This is a genomic window from Bifidobacterium sp. UTCIF-1 (assembly GCF_006408915.1).
GTDB classification, from domain to species: Bacteria; Actinomycetota; Actinomycetes; order Actinomycetales; family Bifidobacteriaceae; genus Bifidobacterium; species Bifidobacterium reuteri.
The window spans coordinates 1-18169 of sequence record NZ_JFAG01000024.1; the positions used below are offsets into that span (position 1 = coordinate 1).

Below are 18169 nucleotides of genomic sequence, written 5' to 3' on the forward strand. Positions count from 1 at the left end.
AGACTGGCAATCAAAAAACGACTCTAAAAAGTAGTACAAACACGCTCTTGAGTTCTCAAACCACCACCACACCTGCAGGCAGCCAACCCAAGGAAGGAAGCCCGCCGCGCTGAGCGGCAACAGGTGAATAACTTACACGACAAACCACAACCACGCAAATCAAGGCGCACAAAACCCCTAGGAAACGGCTTCATAGCGCGCTTCCCTCGGCGTGTCGCACAAGGCCTCCCAAACGGTTCCTGAGCCCTGTTATGGCCAGAATAACCCAGCGAACAGCTCCCAAAACGGCAACATCCACCATTCGGCGCGCGTGTCGCGCTTCCCCACCATCAATTCACCGTCAATCCACCAGCCGCTAACGCGCTTTGAATAGGCTGAACAGATTCCGTTCCCGGATCATACCGCCCCCGAACACCGTTCCAACGCCACTGCCAGCCAACATCCAAGCCACCCCACGCATCTCCAGCAGGAATATCGCCCATGTGTCCGGCACCGGCTGCATACGTATTCCTACGAATAGCAGGGCATACGCCATCATCAGCCCTATCGCAGTTGGAATCAGCTGCTCACCGAGCAACTGCAGCGTCACCACGGTTTTCGACGCCCCCATTCTCAAATCGTTGTTTTGTATGCGACGTTTCAGATGCGCCATGAACCCCATTGAACGACTCTGGCGCATATCGACCGCCTCGTTGCGATACAGCTTGCAACCAATGCTGATCGTACCGTTTCATGACTTCGATTCCACACGGCTGGAAGAAGCCTATGCAATCCCGTCAACCACTGTTCATTGAGGGCGGGTATACCTGTAGGTATGAGTAAGAAAATCGCTGTACTGACCGGGGCCGGCATCTCTACGTCGGCCGGCATTCCTGACTTCCGCGGGCCTGACGGGGTGTGGACCAAGCACCCCGAGCAGACCAGCGTCTACGACATCGACCTGTTCCTGAACAACAAGGAGGACCGCGAATACTCCTGGCGTTGGCAGAAGGAATCGCCCGTGTGGAACGCGCAGCCGGGCGCGGCCCATAAGGCTCTGGTCAAACTGGAGAAGGCCGGGCTGCTCACACTGCTCGCCACGCAGAACTTCGACGCGCTGCACGAGAAGGCCGGCAACTCGCCCGACCTCATCGTCAACCTGCATGGCACCATCGGCACCTCGCACTGCATGAAGTGCCACCAGCAGTACGACACCGCCGACATCATGGCGCGACTGGATGAGGAACCGGACCCGCACTGCCACCGCACGCTCAAGTACCGCGGCGACATGCCCTGCAACGGCATCATCAAGACCGACGTGGTGTATTTCGGCGAGGCGCTGCCGGACGGCGCGATGGAGAAGTCATATGACCGCGCGACCAAGGCCGACGAGCTGTGGGTGATTGGCTCGACACTCGAGGTGTACCCGGCCGCCAGCATCGTGCCGGTCGCAGCTCAGGCCGGCGTGCCCATCACGATCATGAACATGGGCTCCACGCAGTACGACCGCCTCGCGACGCGTCTGATCCACGAGGACATCGCCGTGGCCCTGCCCAAGCTGGTCGACGAGACCATCGCGGCGGAGACTGAGGGCTGAAGCTGCGGAAGATGCTGAGCGGCGGAATCCGGAAGGCCATCGCATGCATTCGGTAAGGCAGCCATAAACAATCAAAGGGCTCGCTGCAATGATGACATTGCAACGAGCCCTTTCAATACGCGCTACCGATTAACAGGCACGAACCGCCTAATAGATGCGCTTGGGCTGGAAACCGGCCTTCTTCAACGCATCCAGAATACGGTCGATATGATCGGGGCCATTGGTCTCTACGGTGACGCCCAGCGACACAGCATTGGTGTAGTGACCGGACGCCTTGAACTGGTCATGGTCGAGCGCGATAACGTTGGCGCGCTCCTTGGCGAGCAGCGTAGCCACTTTGACGAGCTGACCCGGCGTATCCGGCAGCTCGACCTCAAAGTTCATAATGCGACCGCGGGCGATCATACCCTTCTGGATCACGGCGCCCATAGTCACCGTATCGATATTGCCGCCGGACATGATCGGCACCACCACATGCGGACCCTGCGCGGCAGCGAACTTGCGGGAGCGCAGGTTCAAGTGTTCAAGCGCGGCGAGCGAAACCGCGCCGGCGGCCTCGACCACGAGCTTGTGCTTTTCGAGCATGAGCAGAATCATCTCATTGATGTCGCGCTCGGTCACAGTGACCAAATCGTCGAGGAATTCGTTGAGCAGCGCATACGGCAAATCACCCGGGTGCTTGACCGCCACGCCTTCGGCGGAAGTCACCACCTGGTCAGCCTCGGTGACATGGCCCGCCGCGAACGAGTTCTTCCACGCCGGCGACCCCTCCGGAATCGCGCCGATCACACGAACTTCCGGCTTGAACGTCTTGATGGCGAGCGCCACGCCGGCGCCCAGACCACCACCGCCAAGCGGCACCACCACATCGGTGACGTTCGGCACGTCCTCGAGGATCTCGAGGCCGATGGTGCCCTGGCCGCAGATGACCTCGTAATCGTCGAACGGCGGCACGTAGATCATGCCTTCGGTTTCGGCGAGTTTAGCGGCGTGGGCGGCCGCCTCATCGAACACATCGCCGTACAGCACCACGTCGGCGCCATATGCCTTGGTGGCATCCACCTTGAGCGGCGGGGTGATGGTCGGCATGCAGATGGTGGCCTTGGCGCCACGCTCACGGGCGGCGTACGCCACGCCCTGCGCATGGTTGCCTGCCGATGCGGTGACGATGCCGCGGGCGATCTGCTCTTCGCTGAGCGAGGCGATCTTGTTGTAGGCGCCGCGAATCTTGAAGGAGCCGGTGACCTGCAGGTTTTCGGGCTTGAGAAGAATCTCATGGCCAGTCAGTTCACTCAGTGCCGGCGAAGGGATGATCTCCGTGTGACGGGCGGTGCCCTTGAGTCGCTCGGCGGCGAGCTTGAGTTCCGCTGCATGGTCGCGTTGCAGCGCTTTCAACACTTCCTTTTGTTCCATAGTGGGTATTGTAAGCACCAAGGCGCCGAAAGGCCCCGTCTATCTCGCTTGCGTGAGGTACATTAGCGGCTTTTCGGAAAGCTATCTGTCTTGAATGTAGTGCCCAACTAAGAATGTATCGAGTACGAACACTGCAATATCAACGTTTATACTCGGCGTTTGCTGGTTTGGGTACCACACTCAAAGCAGATAGCTTTCCGAAAAAGCACCGAAGTACCACATTCAAGACAGATAGGGCCTCCGGACTCGATATTCCGAGGAGCGCAGCGGAACTACAGCTGGATGACAACAGCCTCCCACGGGTCGAGCTCGCCATTGGCGAGGGAGACGACCGAGTGGCTGGCGTTGTAATTGGTGATGACGATGTCCGGCTCGGCGACGCCCATGGCCACCAGCCCGGCGGTATCGTGCGGCAGATCGACTGTGCGTCCGGACATGTTCACCACGACGAGCAGACGCTCCTTGCCCAGACTGCGCGTGAATGCGTACACGTGCTCGTCGGCGGCGTCAATCAGCTCCCAGTCGCCGGCGGCGATAACCGGGCGTTCATGCCGCAACGCGATGAGCTGCTTGTAGAACGCGTACACGGAATCCGGATCGTCGAATTCGCCGGCCACGTTGATCGCCGCATGGTTCGAGTTCACCTCGATCCACGGCTCGCTGGTCGCATCCGGCGCGGTGAATCCGGCGTAAGCGGAGCCGTCCCACTGCATCGGGGTACGGGCGTTGTCACGGCTACGGGCGGCGATGCCGGCCATCATCGATTCCGGCGACTGCACCTTGGCTTCCTCGACGCGCTGGCGATAGGCGTTCAGAGACTCGAGATCGCGATACTGGTCGAGGCGGGTGAAGTGGGCGTCGGTCATACCGAGCTCCTCGCCCTGATACACGTACGGGGTGCCGCGATGCATGTGCAGCATGAGGCCCAGCGCCTTGGCGGAACGCACACGGTTCTCCTCACTGGAATCATCTCCCCAGCGGGACACCACGCGCGGCTGGTCATGGTTGCCGGTGAACAGGCTCGCCCAGCCCGCGTCCGCCACCGCGGTCTGATATCCCGCCATGATGGACTTGAGCTTCGGCAGATCCAGCGGCAGCGGCTTCCATTTGACGCCTTCGCAGTCGAAATCGACATGCTCGAAGAGGAACAGCATATCGAGCTCGCCGTTGGCCGGATCGGTGATGTGCTCGTTGCGCTTGGCGGTGATGCCCGGCGCCTCGCCCACCGTGAGGAAGCCATCGCGCCCGTCGAACACCTCGCGGCGCATTTCGGCGAGGAACTCGTCCTGGCGCGGGCCGTCCGCACAGAACGGATTCGGGTTGGAATACCCTTCCTCGCCCACGGGCAGATCTTCAAGCTCGGAGCCGTATTCGCCCGGCAGACGGCCTGCGGAGTCCGTGCGCTTGGAGATCAGCGTGATCACGTCCATGCGGAAGCCGTCAACGCCACGGTCGAGCCACCAGTTCATCATGTCGTACACCGCGCGACGCACGTCCGGGTTCTCCCAGTTGAGGTCCGGCTGCTTCTTCGAGAACTGGTGGAAATAGTATTCACCGCGCTCCGGGCAATACTCCCACGCCGAGCCGCCGAAATAGGAGCCCCACCGGTTCGGCTCCGCTCCCGGCGTGCCGGGCTCGTGGCCCGGACGGGCCGGACGCCACCAGTACCAGTCCGCGTGCGGGTCGCCCTTGCTCTTGGATGCCTCGAACCAGGCGTGCTCGTCGGAGGTGTGGTTGACGACCAGGTCCATCACGATCTTCAGGCCGCGCTTGTGGGCTTCGGCGAGCAGCTCGTCCATGTCTTCCAGCGTGCCGAACAGGGGGTCGATGTCCCGGTAGTCGGAGATGTCGTAGCCGTTGTCGTCCTGCGGGGACTTGTAGACCGGGGAGAGCCACAGCACGTCCACGCCGAGGTCGGCGAGGTAGTCCAGGCGGCTGGTGATGCCCTTGAGGTCGCCGAATCCGTCGCCGTTGGTGTCCTGGAAGGAGCGCGGGTAGATCTGGTAGACCACTGCGTTCGACCACCACGGGTTCGGGGTCGCGCCGTTGGTACGGATGGCATCGGGCAGAGTCGGTCGGTTGAATTCCGTCATGATGGGGGCCTTTCTATGCAAACATTGCAAACAATGCAAACGTCGTTGTTGCCGGTTCGGCTATACGGATATTGAAACAGCCCGATGGTTTCATTCCCATCGGGCTGTTTGTCAGGCGTGGCGGAAAGTAATTATGCGGAGTACCGGTACGGAGGCATTGCGCTGAGGACAACCCTCGACGAAGGGGGCTCCCCTCAGTCAGCTTCGCTGACAGCTCCCCTCAAGGAGGGGAGCATACGGAGAGACCGCCGGACTGTTTATTTAACGGCGCCCTGCAATTACGAACTCGCCTGCGGCGAGGCTCAGTATTACCTCGCGGATTCGCGGCCTGCCAGCCGCCTGAGCCTACGGAGAGCCCACTGGGCTCTCCGCTTTACGGCTCATTCCGCTCGGCGCTGTGAAGTAATAGCAGCGCCTCGCGCTGCTATTACTTCACAGCGCCCCTCATCACACCACCGACGACCCACTTTTGGGCGAAGATGTAGACGACGAGGATCGGGGCCATCGCCATGAGGTAGCTGGAGAAGGCCATCGGGTAGTTGGTGGCGAACTGCGAGCTGAACACGTACTGGGCCAGCGGGATGGTCTGGTTCGACTGGTCGGTAAGCACGATCAACGGCAGGAGGAAGTCGTTCCAGGCCCACAGCGCGGTCAGGATGGCGATGGTGGCGTTGATCGGGCTCATCAGCGGGAAGATGATGGTCCAGAAGATACGCCATGTGGACGCGCCGTCGATGCGCGCCGCCTCCTCCAGCGATACCGGAATCGAGCGGATGAAGCCGGTGGCGATGAACAGGTTGGTGCCCAGACCGAGCACGGTGTACAGGATGATCAGGCCGAACTGGTTGTCCAGATGCAACGAGCCCATCTGCTTGGCGATCGGCAGCATGACCACCGGGAACGGCACGAACATGGCGGCGATGAAGAAGTAGTACAGGAAGCGGAAGAACCGCTTGTCCATGTTGCGGGCCACCGCGTAGGCCACGAAGGTGTTGGTCAGCAGGGTGAGCACCACGGCCACGACCGTGATGATCGCCGAGTTGAGCGCGGCCTTCGGGTAGTTCACCTTGGCGGAGGCGTCGGCGAAGTTATGCCATTCCCAGCTGGTGGGCAGGGCGAACGTGCCGGCCTCGGCCGGGGTTTTCAGCGCGGTGACGATGGTGAAGTAGAGCGGCACCAGAATCGTCAACGACAGCACGGCCACGGCGGCGGTCAGCCACCAGTTGATGTTGCGGTCCTTGCGGTACTTGACGGGTGCGGCCTTGGCGGAAGCGCCGGACTTGGACGGCGAAGCGAGAGTTGCGGTAGTCATTGGTCTTTCCTCTCCCCGAAATCAGATCTGTTCCTGGCTGCGGGAGATGCGCAGCTGAATGAAGGCGATAACCGCCAGCACGATGAAGAAGAGCACGGCGTTCGCGGTCTGGTAGGCGTATTCGCCGCCGGTCAGGCCGCCCTTCCAGATGAGGTAGGTGACCGTCTCGGTGGCGGAGTTCGGCCCGCCTTCGGTCAAGGCCACGACCTGATCGAACGTGCCGAGCGCGTTCTTCATGGACAGCACGAGGTTGATGGTGAAGAACGGTCCGATGAGCGGGAAGGTGATCTTCCAGAACTTCTGCCATGCGTTGACGCCGTCGATGGCGGCGGCCTCGTAGATCTCGTCGTCGATGGTCTGCAGGCCGGCGAGGTAGATGAGCACGGAGTAGGCCACGCCCTGCCACACGGCGAGGAAGACAATCGGAATCCAGCTCAGCTGCTCGTTGGTCAGCAGCGACGTGGACAGCCATTCGATGCCGAGCGCCTTGCCGAGCTCAGGCAGCGGGTTCATGAAGATGTACTTGAACACGTAGCCGATGACCAGCACGGACAGGGTGTAGGGCACGAAGAAGATGGCGCGGAAGCCGTTCTTGAAGGCGATCTTCGAGTTCAGCAGCACCGACAGGAACAGGGCGATCACGTTGATGAGCACCGTGATGGCGATGGCGATGAGCAGCGTGAACAGGTAGGCGTGGCCCACACGGTTGTCCTGGAACAGGGCGATGTAGTTCTTGAAGCCGATGAACTTGTAGTCGCCGTAGCCCTGGGAGTTGGTGAAGGAGTACTTCACGCCGTCAAGGAACGGCAGGTACAGGAAGAAGGCGAAGATGATCGCCGCCGGGACCGCCATCCAGTAGTAGGCGGGATCGACCTTGCGCTTGGAGAAGGTGGACACCTTCCTCTTGGCCGGCTTGGCGGCCTTGTGCGATGCGGGCTGACCGATGGTTGCGTTGGACATTATTGTTCTCCTCTCCTGCTCGTCACTCGAAGGTCCTGGCCTGGACCTTGTCCCATTCGGTCTGCATCTGGCTCAGGAAACGGTCGGTGTTCCCGGAGGTCACCATGGTCTGCAGATAGCCGCCGATGTTGATGGACGAGGGAATGTAGTGGTCGCAGAAGTCGGCCAGACGGTTTTCCTTGAAGAACGGGCGCACGGTCTCCAGCGCTTCGTTGCCGAAGTACGTGTCCTTGAGCGGGGTGATGGCGGACTGGGCATCGGCGTAGGCGTCGAGCTGCTCCTTCTGCATCATGAACTCGACGAGCTTCATCGCCTCGTCCTTGTACTTGGTGTTGGCGCCGATGGTGAGCATCACGTCGTCGCCGGCGGCGAGGATCTGCTCGTCGGCGTCATCGGAGGCCGGCATCTGCGCGAAGCCGAGGTTGATGTCCTTGTTGATGAGCAGGATCTGCGGGATGGCGTAGGTACCGAGCGGGATGATCGCGGCCTTGCCCTGGGCGAAGCTCTGCGTGCCCTGCTGGTAGGTGACGCCGGTGTCGGCGGTGGAGTAGGTGAAGAGCTCGGCCTCCTTCTCGACCGTGGTCTTCCACAGCTCCTGGAATGTGGTCTTGCCCTGCTTCAGCTCGGTGTACTTGGTTTCGGGCACGAGCGTGCCGGCGAGCGAGGCGAGCGGGGCCTGCGTGGTCCATGCGTCCGCCACGGTGCCTTGAATCGGATTGATGCCGGCGTCCTTGAACGTGTTGAGCATGTTCGTGAACTCGGTCCAGGTGGTGGGTGGGTTCTCCGGGTCGAGGCCGACCTGCTTGAACAGGTCCTTGTTGTAGATGTATCCGGAGGCGTTGCCGGCGAACGGCAGTCCGTACAGACGCTTCTTGGCCGGATCGGTGGTCTGGACCAGGTTCTTGGCGATCTGGACCATGCCCGGATTGAGCTCGTTGACGATGTCCTCGTTGGTGAAGTCGTAGAACACGCCGGATGCGGCGAACATGCCGAAGCTGATGTCGCCGTTGAAGGTGATGACGTCCGGCACGCGGTTCTTCACGAAACGGGTACGCAGGTCGGTCTGGGCGTTGGCGGAGTTGTTGATGTTGACCTTGATGGTCGGGTTCTGCTTCTCGAAGTCCTGAATGATGCCCTTGAAGGTATCGGCGGCCTCGGATTTGAACTGGAAGAAGTCCAGCGTGACGGTGCCGGCGGTGCTGGAACCGCAGCCGGCCAGACCAAGCCCCACGGCGAGCGCGCACGCCGTTGCGGCTACGCGCATGCCCAGACGCTTCAGTCTGGTCGAGTTGGTGGAATCTGACAGCATATGTGACTCCTTTATCTTTCCTTCCAACCTCCGGCCCCTATGCCGGTAGGTTCTTTCCACGGTGTCCAAGGTACCGTTTCGCCCATTTCATTCCCAGTGCCAGCGAGCCTGCTTGCGCTGGCAATTAAAAACGCGGTATTTTGTGATTAACGCAATTAATACTTTCGCAAAGGGGCGTGATGGCTGATTCCAATGCGATTCCGCAGTGGTTTTCCGGATCGGAGCATACGCATCGGGTGGCCGCGGCCGTGGCCCAGTACGGGCCAATCGCACGCACCACACTGGCCCAGATGCTGGGGCTGAGTCAGGGGGCGTTGTCCCGGATCACCAGCGATCTCATCTACGCGGGCGTGATCGAGGAAATGCCGGCCGTCTCCGGCGCCTCAGGCAAGCTGCCGGAGCGATTCACGCCCAAGGAGAGCTCCGACCGACGTGGCAGGCCGCAGACGGCGCTCGTCCTGTGCTCGAACGCACGCACATTCGTGGGCGTCAAGGTGCATGGCACGTCCATCGTGTCCGCGGCGGTGAACGCGCATGGCGAGGTGGTCTCCGGGCGTCACGAGGCACCCATCGGCGAGGACCAGTCACCGGAATATGTGACCGAGGCGATCGCCCGGCTCGTGTCCGCGTGTGCAAACGACGTGATGGCTGCCGGACTGCCCTCCCCCACTGCCGTTGGCGTGGCGGTCGGCGGCCATGTGGTCGATGATTCGACGGTGACGTTCGCCCCCTTCCTGCACTGGGAGAGCGCGGTCGACTTGGGGGCGATGGTCGGGCAGGCCACCGGGCTGCCGTGCGGAGTGTTCAACGATATCGACTCGTTGCTGGTGGACGCCTCCTGGTTCGGCCCCGGCGTGGGACTGGACATGTTCGCCGTGGTCACCATCGGCGTGGGCGTGGGCTATTCGCTGGCGGTGCATGGCGAGCCGGTGACCTATCCGGACAAAAGTTACGGGCTGGTGGGGCATGTGCTGGTCGATCCGGAAGGGCCGCGCTGCACCAGCGGCCATATCGGCTGCTCGCAGTGCCTGACCGACGATTCCATCGCGGAACAGTACTCCGCGATTGTGGGCCGTCCGGTGACGTTCGAGGATTTCGCGCGTGACGCCCACTCCCGTGTGCCGCAGGCCACGCAGCTGGTGAATCGCACCTGTTTCCGGCTGGGCGCACTGGTTGCCACCGTGGCGAACATCGCGATGCCCGGGCATGTGATGATCGCCGGAGAATCGGCGTTCCTGGCCAAGCTGGGCACCGATTCGCTGCGCGACGGCATCCGCTTCTATCGGCACAGCCAGGCCCAGCCGGTGAAGTTCACCATTATGAACCACGACTGGCAGCTGTGGGCCAAGGCCGCCGCGAGCCGTGTGATCGTGAAGCACATCGGGTAGTTAGGGCGACTGGACTGGCGCGGAGGGCGGGCTGAGGGGAGCCCAGCGGCCTATTCAGCGACTGCCTTCAGAAGGACGGCCTGCTGGGGGTGAAGGGACGGCGGGCGGATGCCGTAGCGGTCCAAAGCCTCGCCGGTCATGACCACACCGTCCTCGTTCCACCAGCCGAGCGTGCTCTGGCCGTTGGCCAGACCGGTCAGGTCGAGGCTGGGGTCGAGCGGGCTCACGCGATAGGTGCGGTCGGGGTCGAGACCCGGCAGCCGCACGGGCGCAGCCGGATAGGTCTGACCCGTGGTGAGCTGGGTGAAGCGGTAGATCGCGGCGTCACGGCTGGGCATCACCATGCCGTCGAGTCGCACAGCCGGGTCGTTGGCGTCGGCGTGCACGCAGGTGTCGATGGCGAACCAATCGCGGTGCTTCTTGAACTCGGCCACCCATACGGCCAACTTGGCGAGCGCGTCCTCCGGCTCCTTCAGCAGGTTCCATTCGATGCCCATATGGCCGAAGAACGCCATTGCCATGCGCAGCTCCTGGCTGGTGGCGCGTTGCGTGGAATGCGCCGGGCTGGCTCCGACATGCTCGCCCATCATGGCCGGCGGCACCAGCAGCGACGTGTAGCGCTGGATGTCCGCGCGCTCCACCGGGTCAACGCAGTCGGACACCCAGATGCGATCGGCGTATTCGAGAATACCGAGGTCGACGCGGGCGCCTCCGGACGAGCAGCTTTCAATCTCCAGTCCGGAGTGGCGCTGCTTCAATCCCTTGAAGATCTCATAGACGGCCAAGGTCTGCGCGTGCACGGCCGGGCGGCCCGAACGGCGGGAAGCCGCCTCGGTGACGAGCTTGTTATGGTCCCACTTGATGTAGTCGATACCGAGCTCGCCCACCAGCGAATCCATCGCGCCGAACACGTAGGCGAATGCGTCGGGATTGGTGAGATCAAGCACCTGCTGGCTACGGCCCTGCATCGGCAGACGGCCCGCCGTGGGGGAAAGAATCCAGTCCGGGTGGGCGCGCACCACGTCGGAATCGATATTCACCATTTCCGGCTCGAACCACAGGCCGAACTGCATGCCCTTGCCGTGCACATAGTCGGCAAGCGCCTTGAGCGACTTCGGACCGTCCGGCCACACCTCTTGGGAGATCCGCCAATCGCCCAGACCCGACGTATCGTCTCGGCGGGACCCGAACCAGCCGTCATCCACCACGAATCGTTCGACGCCGGATGCTGCGGCCTTGTCGGCGAGCGCCTTGAGCGTATCGAAGTTATGGTCGAAGTACACGGCTTCCCACGTGTTGAGGATCACCGGACGACCCTTGGCGAACAGCCGCGGATGGCGGGAGCGCACATAGGCGTGGAATCGTGCGGCGATCTCATTCAGGCCATCGCCGAACGAGCCGAACAGCCACGGGGTTTCATACGAGCTCTCGCCTTCGCCCTGGGGAGCCAATGCCACTTCGCCGCCGAGCAGGACCTCGCCACCGCCGATGACGCCCTGCGTGTACGGCAGGCGTTCGACGGACAGCACGGAGTTGCCGCTCCAACCCACGTGCACGGAATATGCCTCGCCATGCTCGAAGCCGAAGCCGGGCACGCCGGCGGTGAGCAGCAGGGAGGCGTCGAAGTCGGGGCGGCCGGCGAGCTGGGGCTTCTCGAATCGTCCGACGGTCAGCGGCTGGCGCTGCGGACTGCGCTCGTGTAGATGATGACCGGTGGTGGTGAGGATTTCGCCGGCCAGTTCGGGGACCGGGAAGCCGAGCTCGATTTTGCCGACCTCGAGTGGGGCGGCGGCATTTGCTGCGGCCTCAGTCGAGGCTTCAGCCGAGGAATCAGCCGAGGGATTGGAATCCGGCACACCAAGGTTGGTGACCGTGGCCTTCTGCCGGGCGAGGCCGCCGTCCAGCAGCTCGAATCGCCATTCGAGGGCGATGCCGTTCTCCTTATCGACGGCATCCACCACGACTCCAGGTACCCGGACCGGACCGGTGTCGCGGGAGTGGCCGGTCACATCGGCATATTGGTCAGCGCCCGAGGCGTCCAACGTGGCGGGCAGCACGCCATCAGCGGCGATATTGGTTACGGTGAACTTGGGGAACAGTTCGATGCCGGCGCGGCGCAGTACCACACGCGGCTCGCCGATCCAGCTTTCGGCCTGCGTTGGCAGCACGGTGGGCCATACGGTTTCGTCAAGTCCGCCGGAGATGCGCTGCGGCTTCAACGCATCATACGAGTCGAGCAGTGTCTCCGGATCGGCGAGAGGACGGCCCCAGTGCACGATACGCGGCAGTTCATCGCCGGCGAATACCAGGCCTACGGCCGCGCGCGCGGCCTGCTGTTCAAGGTAGACGGCGGTAAGTCGGGTGCCGTCGGCTGCTGCACCGGTGAATGTGCGAGCTTGGGAATCGGACATGATGGGGGTCTCCTTTGACTGGTCGGCCGGCTCGGCAGTGATGGTCCCAGCCAGCGCCGGCATGAGTCGGCATATGCAGGACTGTGTCGCATCAAGCAAGAGCACGAGCGAGCGGTTTTCTGTTGTATCGCTGATTCCGATGGTAGGCGCAGGCGAATATGTTGCTTTGACGCCGCGTGTTTCTTGCACAACGCAAGTATTTCTGTGCTGTGCCGCCGTAATCCACGCAATACCGCAGTCACGTGATGCCGCGAGCCCGTCCGCCAATCGCCGTGATTCACGTTCAACCCGCCCATGGTGTAGGGACTTCCCCATGGTGTAGGGAACCGAATAGTGCCCTTACAATCAAATCCGCAGAATAAAGCCATTTTGCTTCCCTACACGGTGGGATGTTCCCTACATGGTGAGCACATCCCTACACCGTGCGGCCTTCCCTACACGGCGGGCACACCTGTACCCCGAGGAAAGACATACCAAGTACCGCCGAACGTCGAACGTCAGCGACGGGCGGTGAAAAAGTCGGTCAGCACGGCCTGACAATCACCTTCAAGAACACCGCCGTACACCTCGGGAGCGTGCCCGACGTGTGGATCGCGCGGAATATCCCATACCGAACCGCATGCGCCAAGCTTGGCATCCCACGCACCGAACACAATCGACCCGATATGCGTTTGGACGCAGGCACCTGCACACATCGGGCAGGGCTCGAGCGTAACCACCAACGTGCAGTCGGCAAGATTCCAAGAGTGGGCGCGAGCGCGAGCGCAGTATGCCTCGCTGTGCGGACGCTGTGCCCCACTATGCGGACGCTCGGCCGCAGTCCCATAGGCCGCAATCCCATCATCCGAAACCGTTCGGCATGCCATACAATTCGACTGCCGATGTGTGGCATACGGCTTAGCGGCATCGACTCCGCAGGAATCCATATCAGAATCATCCATATCAGCAGCTTCCGCAGCGTCGCGCGTATCCGAACCGGCCTTGGCCAGCGTCTGCGCGGCCTCGCGCATCGCCAGAATCTCGGCATGAGCCAGTGGGTCGCCATGCGCCTCGCGCGTGTTGCAGCCTCGGCCGATTATCCGCCCGGCGGCATCCAGCACCACCGCGCCGACCGGCACGTCGCCGGCCTCGGCAGCCTGCCGGGCCAGCGCCAGCGCCTCTCGCATCGCCTGCGTATATGCCACTTTCAGATCCATACTGCGAGTCTACATAGCAAACACAGTCATGCGCATACGCATACGCAGCGCAAACAGTGCCGGGGCCTGCGCTGTACATTCGGTCACGCCCTGTATTCACCCCTGTATGCGCTTACCCCCGGTATTCATCCACCCTCTGTATTCGCTCACCCTCTGTATGCGCTCACCCCCGGTATTCACCCACCTCAGCGCGGCGAAACCTCGGCCCAACCACAGAAACACCCCACTCACACACCCCCAGCAAAGCGAAACCACAGCCCAGCCGACGGCTTGCTCCGCTGTCTCATTCTCAACGGGGCAGAACCTCTAGCCAGCCGGCGGAACACCCCGCTACAAACCCGTCAACGGAGCGAAACCTCGGACCGACCGGGAACACACCCCGCTCACAGCCCGTCAGCGAGGCAAACCCTCGGTCCGACCAACAGAACACCCCACCCACAGCCCGTCAGCGAGGCAAAACCACTAGCCGACCAACGAATCACCCCGCTCACACACCCCCAGCGAGGCGAAACCACGGCCCAACCGACGAAACACCCCGCTCACAGCCCGTCAGCGAGGCAAACCCTCGGCCCAACCGATGAAACGCCCCGCTCACACACCCCCAGCGGAGCGAAACCGCGGCCCAACCGGCTGAACACCCCGCTCACACACCCCAGCGAAGCAGAACCTCGGCCCAACCGACGAAACACCCAACCCACGCAATCCGCGGCACGCGCTTATCGCAAACGGCGGGCCATGCCGCGTAACCGGATTTCCTAACGGTTCCCATATACTTGCCCCGGGGAAGAAAGGACAATCATGGCGGTATTCGAACTTATCATGTGCATTATCGCGGCCGTAGTGGTCAGTTCGTTTGCCAGTCGCTTCATCCCGAAAGTCTCCACACCTCTGGTGCAGATCGCGCTGGGCGTGCTCGTAGCGTATCTGCCGTTTTTCCCGAACGCCAGGCTCAATCCTGAATTGTTCATGGTGCTGTTCATCGCGCCGCTGCTGTATCTCGAAGCGCACGAAATCGATAAATCCGCGCTACTGAAAACCCTGAAACTCAGTCTTTCGCTCGCCATTGGCCTGGCGATCGCGACGATGGTGGCAGTGGGATTCATCCTGCACGCCGTCTGGCCGGCGATATCGCTGGCGTCCGCACTGGCCTTGGGCGCGGCATTGGGACCGACGGACGCAGTGGCCGTCAGCTCCCTTGGCAAGGAGGCGTCGCTGACACAACGTCAACGAGGTGTGCTCAAGGGCGAATCACTGTTCAACGACGCATCCGGCATCGTCGGATTCCAGTTCGCACTGGCTGCGGCCTTCACCGGCAAGTTTGCGGTCGGCGAGGCGGCTGGCGAGTTTGTGGTGTCGTTCATCGGCGGCACAGCGTTCGGCCTCGTGGTGGCGGTGATCGCCAATTGGGTATTCGAAACAGTGCGATCGCTCGGCTGGGAGACCACCACCACACGCATCCTCATGGAACTGTTCCTCCCGTTCCTGTTGTATCTGGGTGCCGAGGAATTCCACGTGTCCGGCATTCTGGCCGTGGTGGCGGCCGGCCTGTTCATCCGATTCGACCGCACCGGTGTGGGGCCGAATGTGGCACGCACGAACATCGTGTCGACATCGGTGTGGGGAGTGCTGAGTTTCTCGCTCAACGGCGCGGTGTTCATCCTGCTGGGAATGCAGCTGCCTGGCGCCATGATGACCAGCTGGTCCGACCCGCGCATCAGCAATCTGGTGCTGATCGGCATCATTCTGCTGGTCACTGCGATAGTGATTGTCCTGCGCTTCGCCTGGGTGGCGGGCATGCTTCGCATCGCGCGCGACATGTATACCGGCCACCGCCGCCGCATGACACCCGAACGCTGGCGTTCGGCCGCAGTGATGACATTCGGCGGCCCGAAAGGCACCATCACGCTCTCGTTGATGTTCACCATCCCGTACTCCATCGCTGGCGGCGCCGATTTCCCGATGCGCGACGAGCTGATGTTCATAGCCTCCGGCGTCATCGTACTCACCCTGCTGCTGGCGAACTTCCTGCTTCCGTTGCTCGCGCCGAACCGCGGCAAGGATCCCGCCACCGAAATGATTCCCATCACCGTAGATGTATTGCGCGCTACTGTGGAGGAGCTGACAGGTCGCATCACACCCGAGAACCGTCGGGCGATTCTGATGGTGATCGACCTGTACACCAAGCGCATCAGCAGGCTGAAGCAGCGCATCGGCACCGCCGACCCGCAAGGTCTGGAGCAATTGCAGATCGAGGCGTTGCATTGGGAGAAGCAGTTCATCCATCAGCAATTGGATGCAATCAAGGCCCATCCGGACCCCGATCCCGCCACACAGGAGCTGAACGAGGAAGCTTGCGAGCGCATGCTCGATCAGATCATGAACACGCTGCGGCATACCGCAGTGGATTCCGAGACGGATGGCCATACGGTTTCGCAGATCCGCGGCCGTGCGCGCATGCTGCAGCGTCGCGTGAACAACGTCGCCAAGCGCACGATATCCAAGATCCGGCACACCGCGCCGCTGGTGAGCGAGGACCAGATATTCGCCCGCACGCGCGCATTGCAGATCGAGGCGATCCATCATGTGATCGACCGTCTGGTGGATGAGATGGGACGCGACACATACAACACCGAGCATTGCTCCGCGCTGCTGCTCGATTATCGACGGGCCGAGGCCTCGCTCAAGGCCCGACCGACCATGAGCGGTTCGGCGGCGGTCATCGGGCAGGTCGAGGAGGTCAAGCGTGAAAGCTACGGCATCGAACTGCGGGTGATCCAAGACATGCTCGAAGCCGGTGACATCAGCCGGACTCAAGCCAAAATACTCCGCCGCAACATTTATGTGATGCAAGTCGATGCCGATTCCGGCATCTAGTGGTCCGTCTCAACTAATAATTGAGCAGTGCATCTCCTGTCTCTCCCCCAGTCAGCTTCGCTGACAGCCCCTCGTCAGAGGGGGCCAACACCACTCAGACAATTACGAGACAGACCACTAGACCTGCATCCTGCGAGCCTACGGACAGTCCAGTGGACTGTCCGTAGGCTCGCAGAAACCAGCCTCGCCGAAGGCGAGACCATACCAGTTGATGCCGATTCCGGCATCTAACTTGCATCACCGTCGCGGCGCAGCCGCTCCCCTCGCCTACGCGCAGCCGCTCTCTCGGTCAGCGACGGGCGGCTTTGAGCGCCACGAACAGCGAACGCACTAGCAGCACACACAGGTAGACGGTGAACAGGATCGCACCGGTCCTCGGAGTCACGGCTTCGGCAATCCACGTGCCCAAGGGCGCGGTCAGCGCGGCGACGATTCCGATGATCAGAGCGGCTTTGATATGCACCATACGCCGACGCGCATTGGCCACGGACGTGGTGATAGCGTTCGGAAACATGGCGAGCAACGATGTGCCACGCGCGATGAGATCGCTCGCCCCGAAGATGATCGACAGCGCCGGCACACAGATCGCCCCGCCGCCGATGCCCAGCAGTCCGGCCAGGATGCCGGCAATCACTCCAAACGCGATTAGTCCTGCAACCGTTGCCGCGTTCAGCACGATGCGTGAATCACGCGAGGGGTTCGACATGGCCTGGTTCACGATCACGAACACCAGGAACAGCACGAACGCCCATCGCAGCACGAGCTCCGGCAGTTTAGACAGCAGCCACGACCCGATCTGTCCGCCCACGAACATGCCGGCGAAAATGATGACTGCGGCAATCCAATCCACATCATCGCCCACGGCATAGGAAACCACGCCGGATACGGCCGTGGGCACGATTGCCATCATCGAGGTGGCCGCCGCATGCCGCTGCGTGAGGCCGAGCCAGACCAGCGCCGGTACGATCACCGTACCGCCGCCGATGCCGAACATGCCGGACAGTATGCCGACCGCCACGCCCACCACGGCCATAATCGCCAGCCCGCGCGGCGATTCATCCAGATGATTCTGATCGATGCTGTCTGCAAGACCCCTTGCGTTATCCCCTGTGCTCACGGCCCCAGTCTATGACCGGCGGCAACGTACGTGCGGCGCAATGTCCGTCTGGCGCAATCGATTCAGCCTAGACTCGCGGCACCGACGCGGAAGCCAGCCTGGGACCCGACGCAGCATTGGTGCGACACAGCACGGAATGAACGCCGAACCGGCTGTATGTTCGCGTCCCAACGAAGGCGGCGCAAACTTACAGTCGTTTTTGCGGCAATAACCGGCTGTATGTTCGCGGGGTATAGGTTGGAACGCGAACATACAGCCTCCAGAAGCCTCCAAAAGCCTCACCGGAGCCACCGCGTCACCAGAAAACCGCCGCCCAACCGCGCCACCAGCCGCCCCAGCACGTACCAACCACCGCGTCACCGGACCACCGCCCAACCAGCGCCACCGCGCCCCAGCGCCACCGCGTCACCAGAACCACCGCCCACCCGTGCCACCCGCCGGCACCCCGGGCCTCCGTACCGTACGGCGGCGCACCCGACCACACCACCGGTGCCCGGCCGCCCACCCGTACCGCCCGCCA

At 62.3% G+C, this 18169-nt stretch carries 11 protein-coding genes and 2 pseudogenes; 3 read left to right on the plus strand and 10 right to left on the minus strand.

The window, feature by feature from the left end; genetic code table 11:
- Nucleotides 1-355: 355 nt before the first annotated feature.
- Complete coding sequence (locus BW09_RS09560) at nucleotides 356-652, minus strand: hypothetical protein (protein ID WP_140463516.1); 297 nt, start codon at nucleotides 650-652, stop codon at nucleotides 356-358.
- Nucleotides 653-814: 162 nt separating this feature from the next.
- On the opposite strand from BW09_RS09560, the gene BW09_RS09565 reads away from it, so the two are divergent.
- Complete coding sequence (locus BW09_RS09565) at nucleotides 815-1576, plus strand: Sir2 family NAD-dependent protein deacetylase (protein WP_140463517.1); 762 nt, start codon at nucleotides 815-817, stop codon at nucleotides 1574-1576.
- 147 nt (nucleotides 1577-1723) lie between these two features.
- Here BW09_RS09565 and ilvA read toward each other — a convergent pair whose 3' ends face one another.
- From ilvA to BW09_RS09590, 5 genes are all read right to left on the minus strand, one after another.
- Nucleotides 1724-2989 carry a threonine ammonia-lyase gene (ilvA, locus tag BW09_RS09570; protein ID WP_140463519.1) on the minus strand — a complete coding sequence of 422 codons (1266 nt, stop codon included), beginning with the start codon at nucleotides 2987-2989 and terminating at the stop codon, nucleotides 1724-1726.
- Between the two features lie 272 nt (nucleotides 2990-3261).
- On the minus strand, nucleotides 3262-5082 hold the full coding sequence (locus BW09_RS09575) for an alpha-glucosidase (RefSeq protein ID WP_140463521.1): 1821 nt from the start codon (nucleotides 5080-5082) through the stop codon (nucleotides 3262-3264).
- Between the two features lie 427 nt (nucleotides 5083-5509).
- Nucleotides 5510-6394 carry a carbohydrate ABC transporter permease gene (locus BW09_RS09580; protein ID WP_140463523.1) on the minus strand — a complete coding sequence of 295 codons (885 nt, stop codon included), beginning with the start codon at nucleotides 6392-6394 and terminating at the stop codon, nucleotides 5510-5512.
- Between the two features lie 21 nt (nucleotides 6395-6415).
- Nucleotides 6416-7354: a carbohydrate ABC transporter permease gene (locus tag BW09_RS09585; RefSeq protein ID WP_140463525.1), complete on the minus strand. Its 939-nt coding sequence runs from the start codon at nucleotides 7352-7354 to the stop codon at nucleotides 6416-6418.
- Nucleotides 7355-7376: 22 nt separating this feature from the next.
- Nucleotides 7377-8663, minus strand: a complete 1287-nt coding sequence (locus BW09_RS09590; RefSeq protein ID WP_140463527.1) for an ABC transporter substrate-binding protein — start codon at nucleotides 8661-8663, stop codon at nucleotides 7377-7379.
- Between the two features lie 179 nt (nucleotides 8664-8842).
- On the opposite strand from BW09_RS09590, the gene BW09_RS09595 reads away from it, so the two are divergent.
- Nucleotides 8843-10051 (plus strand): ROK family protein, encoded by a 1209-nt coding sequence (locus BW09_RS09595; RefSeq protein ID WP_140463529.1) that lies wholly within the window; start codon nucleotides 8843-8845, stop codon nucleotides 10049-10051.
- A gap of 50 nt (nucleotides 10052-10101) precedes the next feature.
- Here BW09_RS09595 and BW09_RS09600 read toward each other — a convergent pair whose 3' ends face one another.
- The 3 genes and pseudogenes from BW09_RS09600 to BW09_RS09610 form a co-directional block, all read right to left on the minus strand.
- Nucleotides 10102-12462 (minus strand): alpha-galactosidase, encoded by a 2361-nt coding sequence (locus BW09_RS09600; protein ID WP_140463531.1) that lies wholly within the window; start codon nucleotides 12460-12462, stop codon nucleotides 10102-10104.
- Between the two features lie 497 nt (nucleotides 12463-12959).
- Nucleotides 12960-13208: pseudogene (locus tag BW09_RS11330) on the minus strand (nucleoside deaminase); the annotation flags it as partial.
- A 237-nt stretch (nucleotides 13209-13445) separates the two neighbouring features.
- Nucleotides 13446-13658 (minus strand): annotated as a pseudogene (locus tag BW09_RS09610) (deaminase); the annotation flags it as partial.
- A 798-nt stretch (nucleotides 13659-14456) separates the two neighbouring features.
- Here BW09_RS09610 and BW09_RS09615 point away from each other — a divergent pair.
- Nucleotides 14457-16532 (plus strand): sodium:proton antiporter, encoded by a 2076-nt coding sequence (locus BW09_RS09615; protein ID WP_140463533.1) that lies wholly within the window; start codon nucleotides 14457-14459, stop codon nucleotides 16530-16532.
- Nucleotides 16533-16821: 289 nt separating this feature from the next.
- On the opposite strand, the gene BW09_RS09620 is transcribed toward BW09_RS09615, so the two are convergent.
- The gene (locus tag BW09_RS09620) at nucleotides 16822-17649 is read right to left on the minus strand and encodes a sulfite exporter TauE/SafE family protein (RefSeq protein WP_223847963.1); all 828 of its coding nucleotides are present in this window, start codon (nucleotides 17647-17649) and stop codon (nucleotides 16822-16824) included.
- Nucleotides 17650-18169 lie beyond the last annotated feature (520 nt).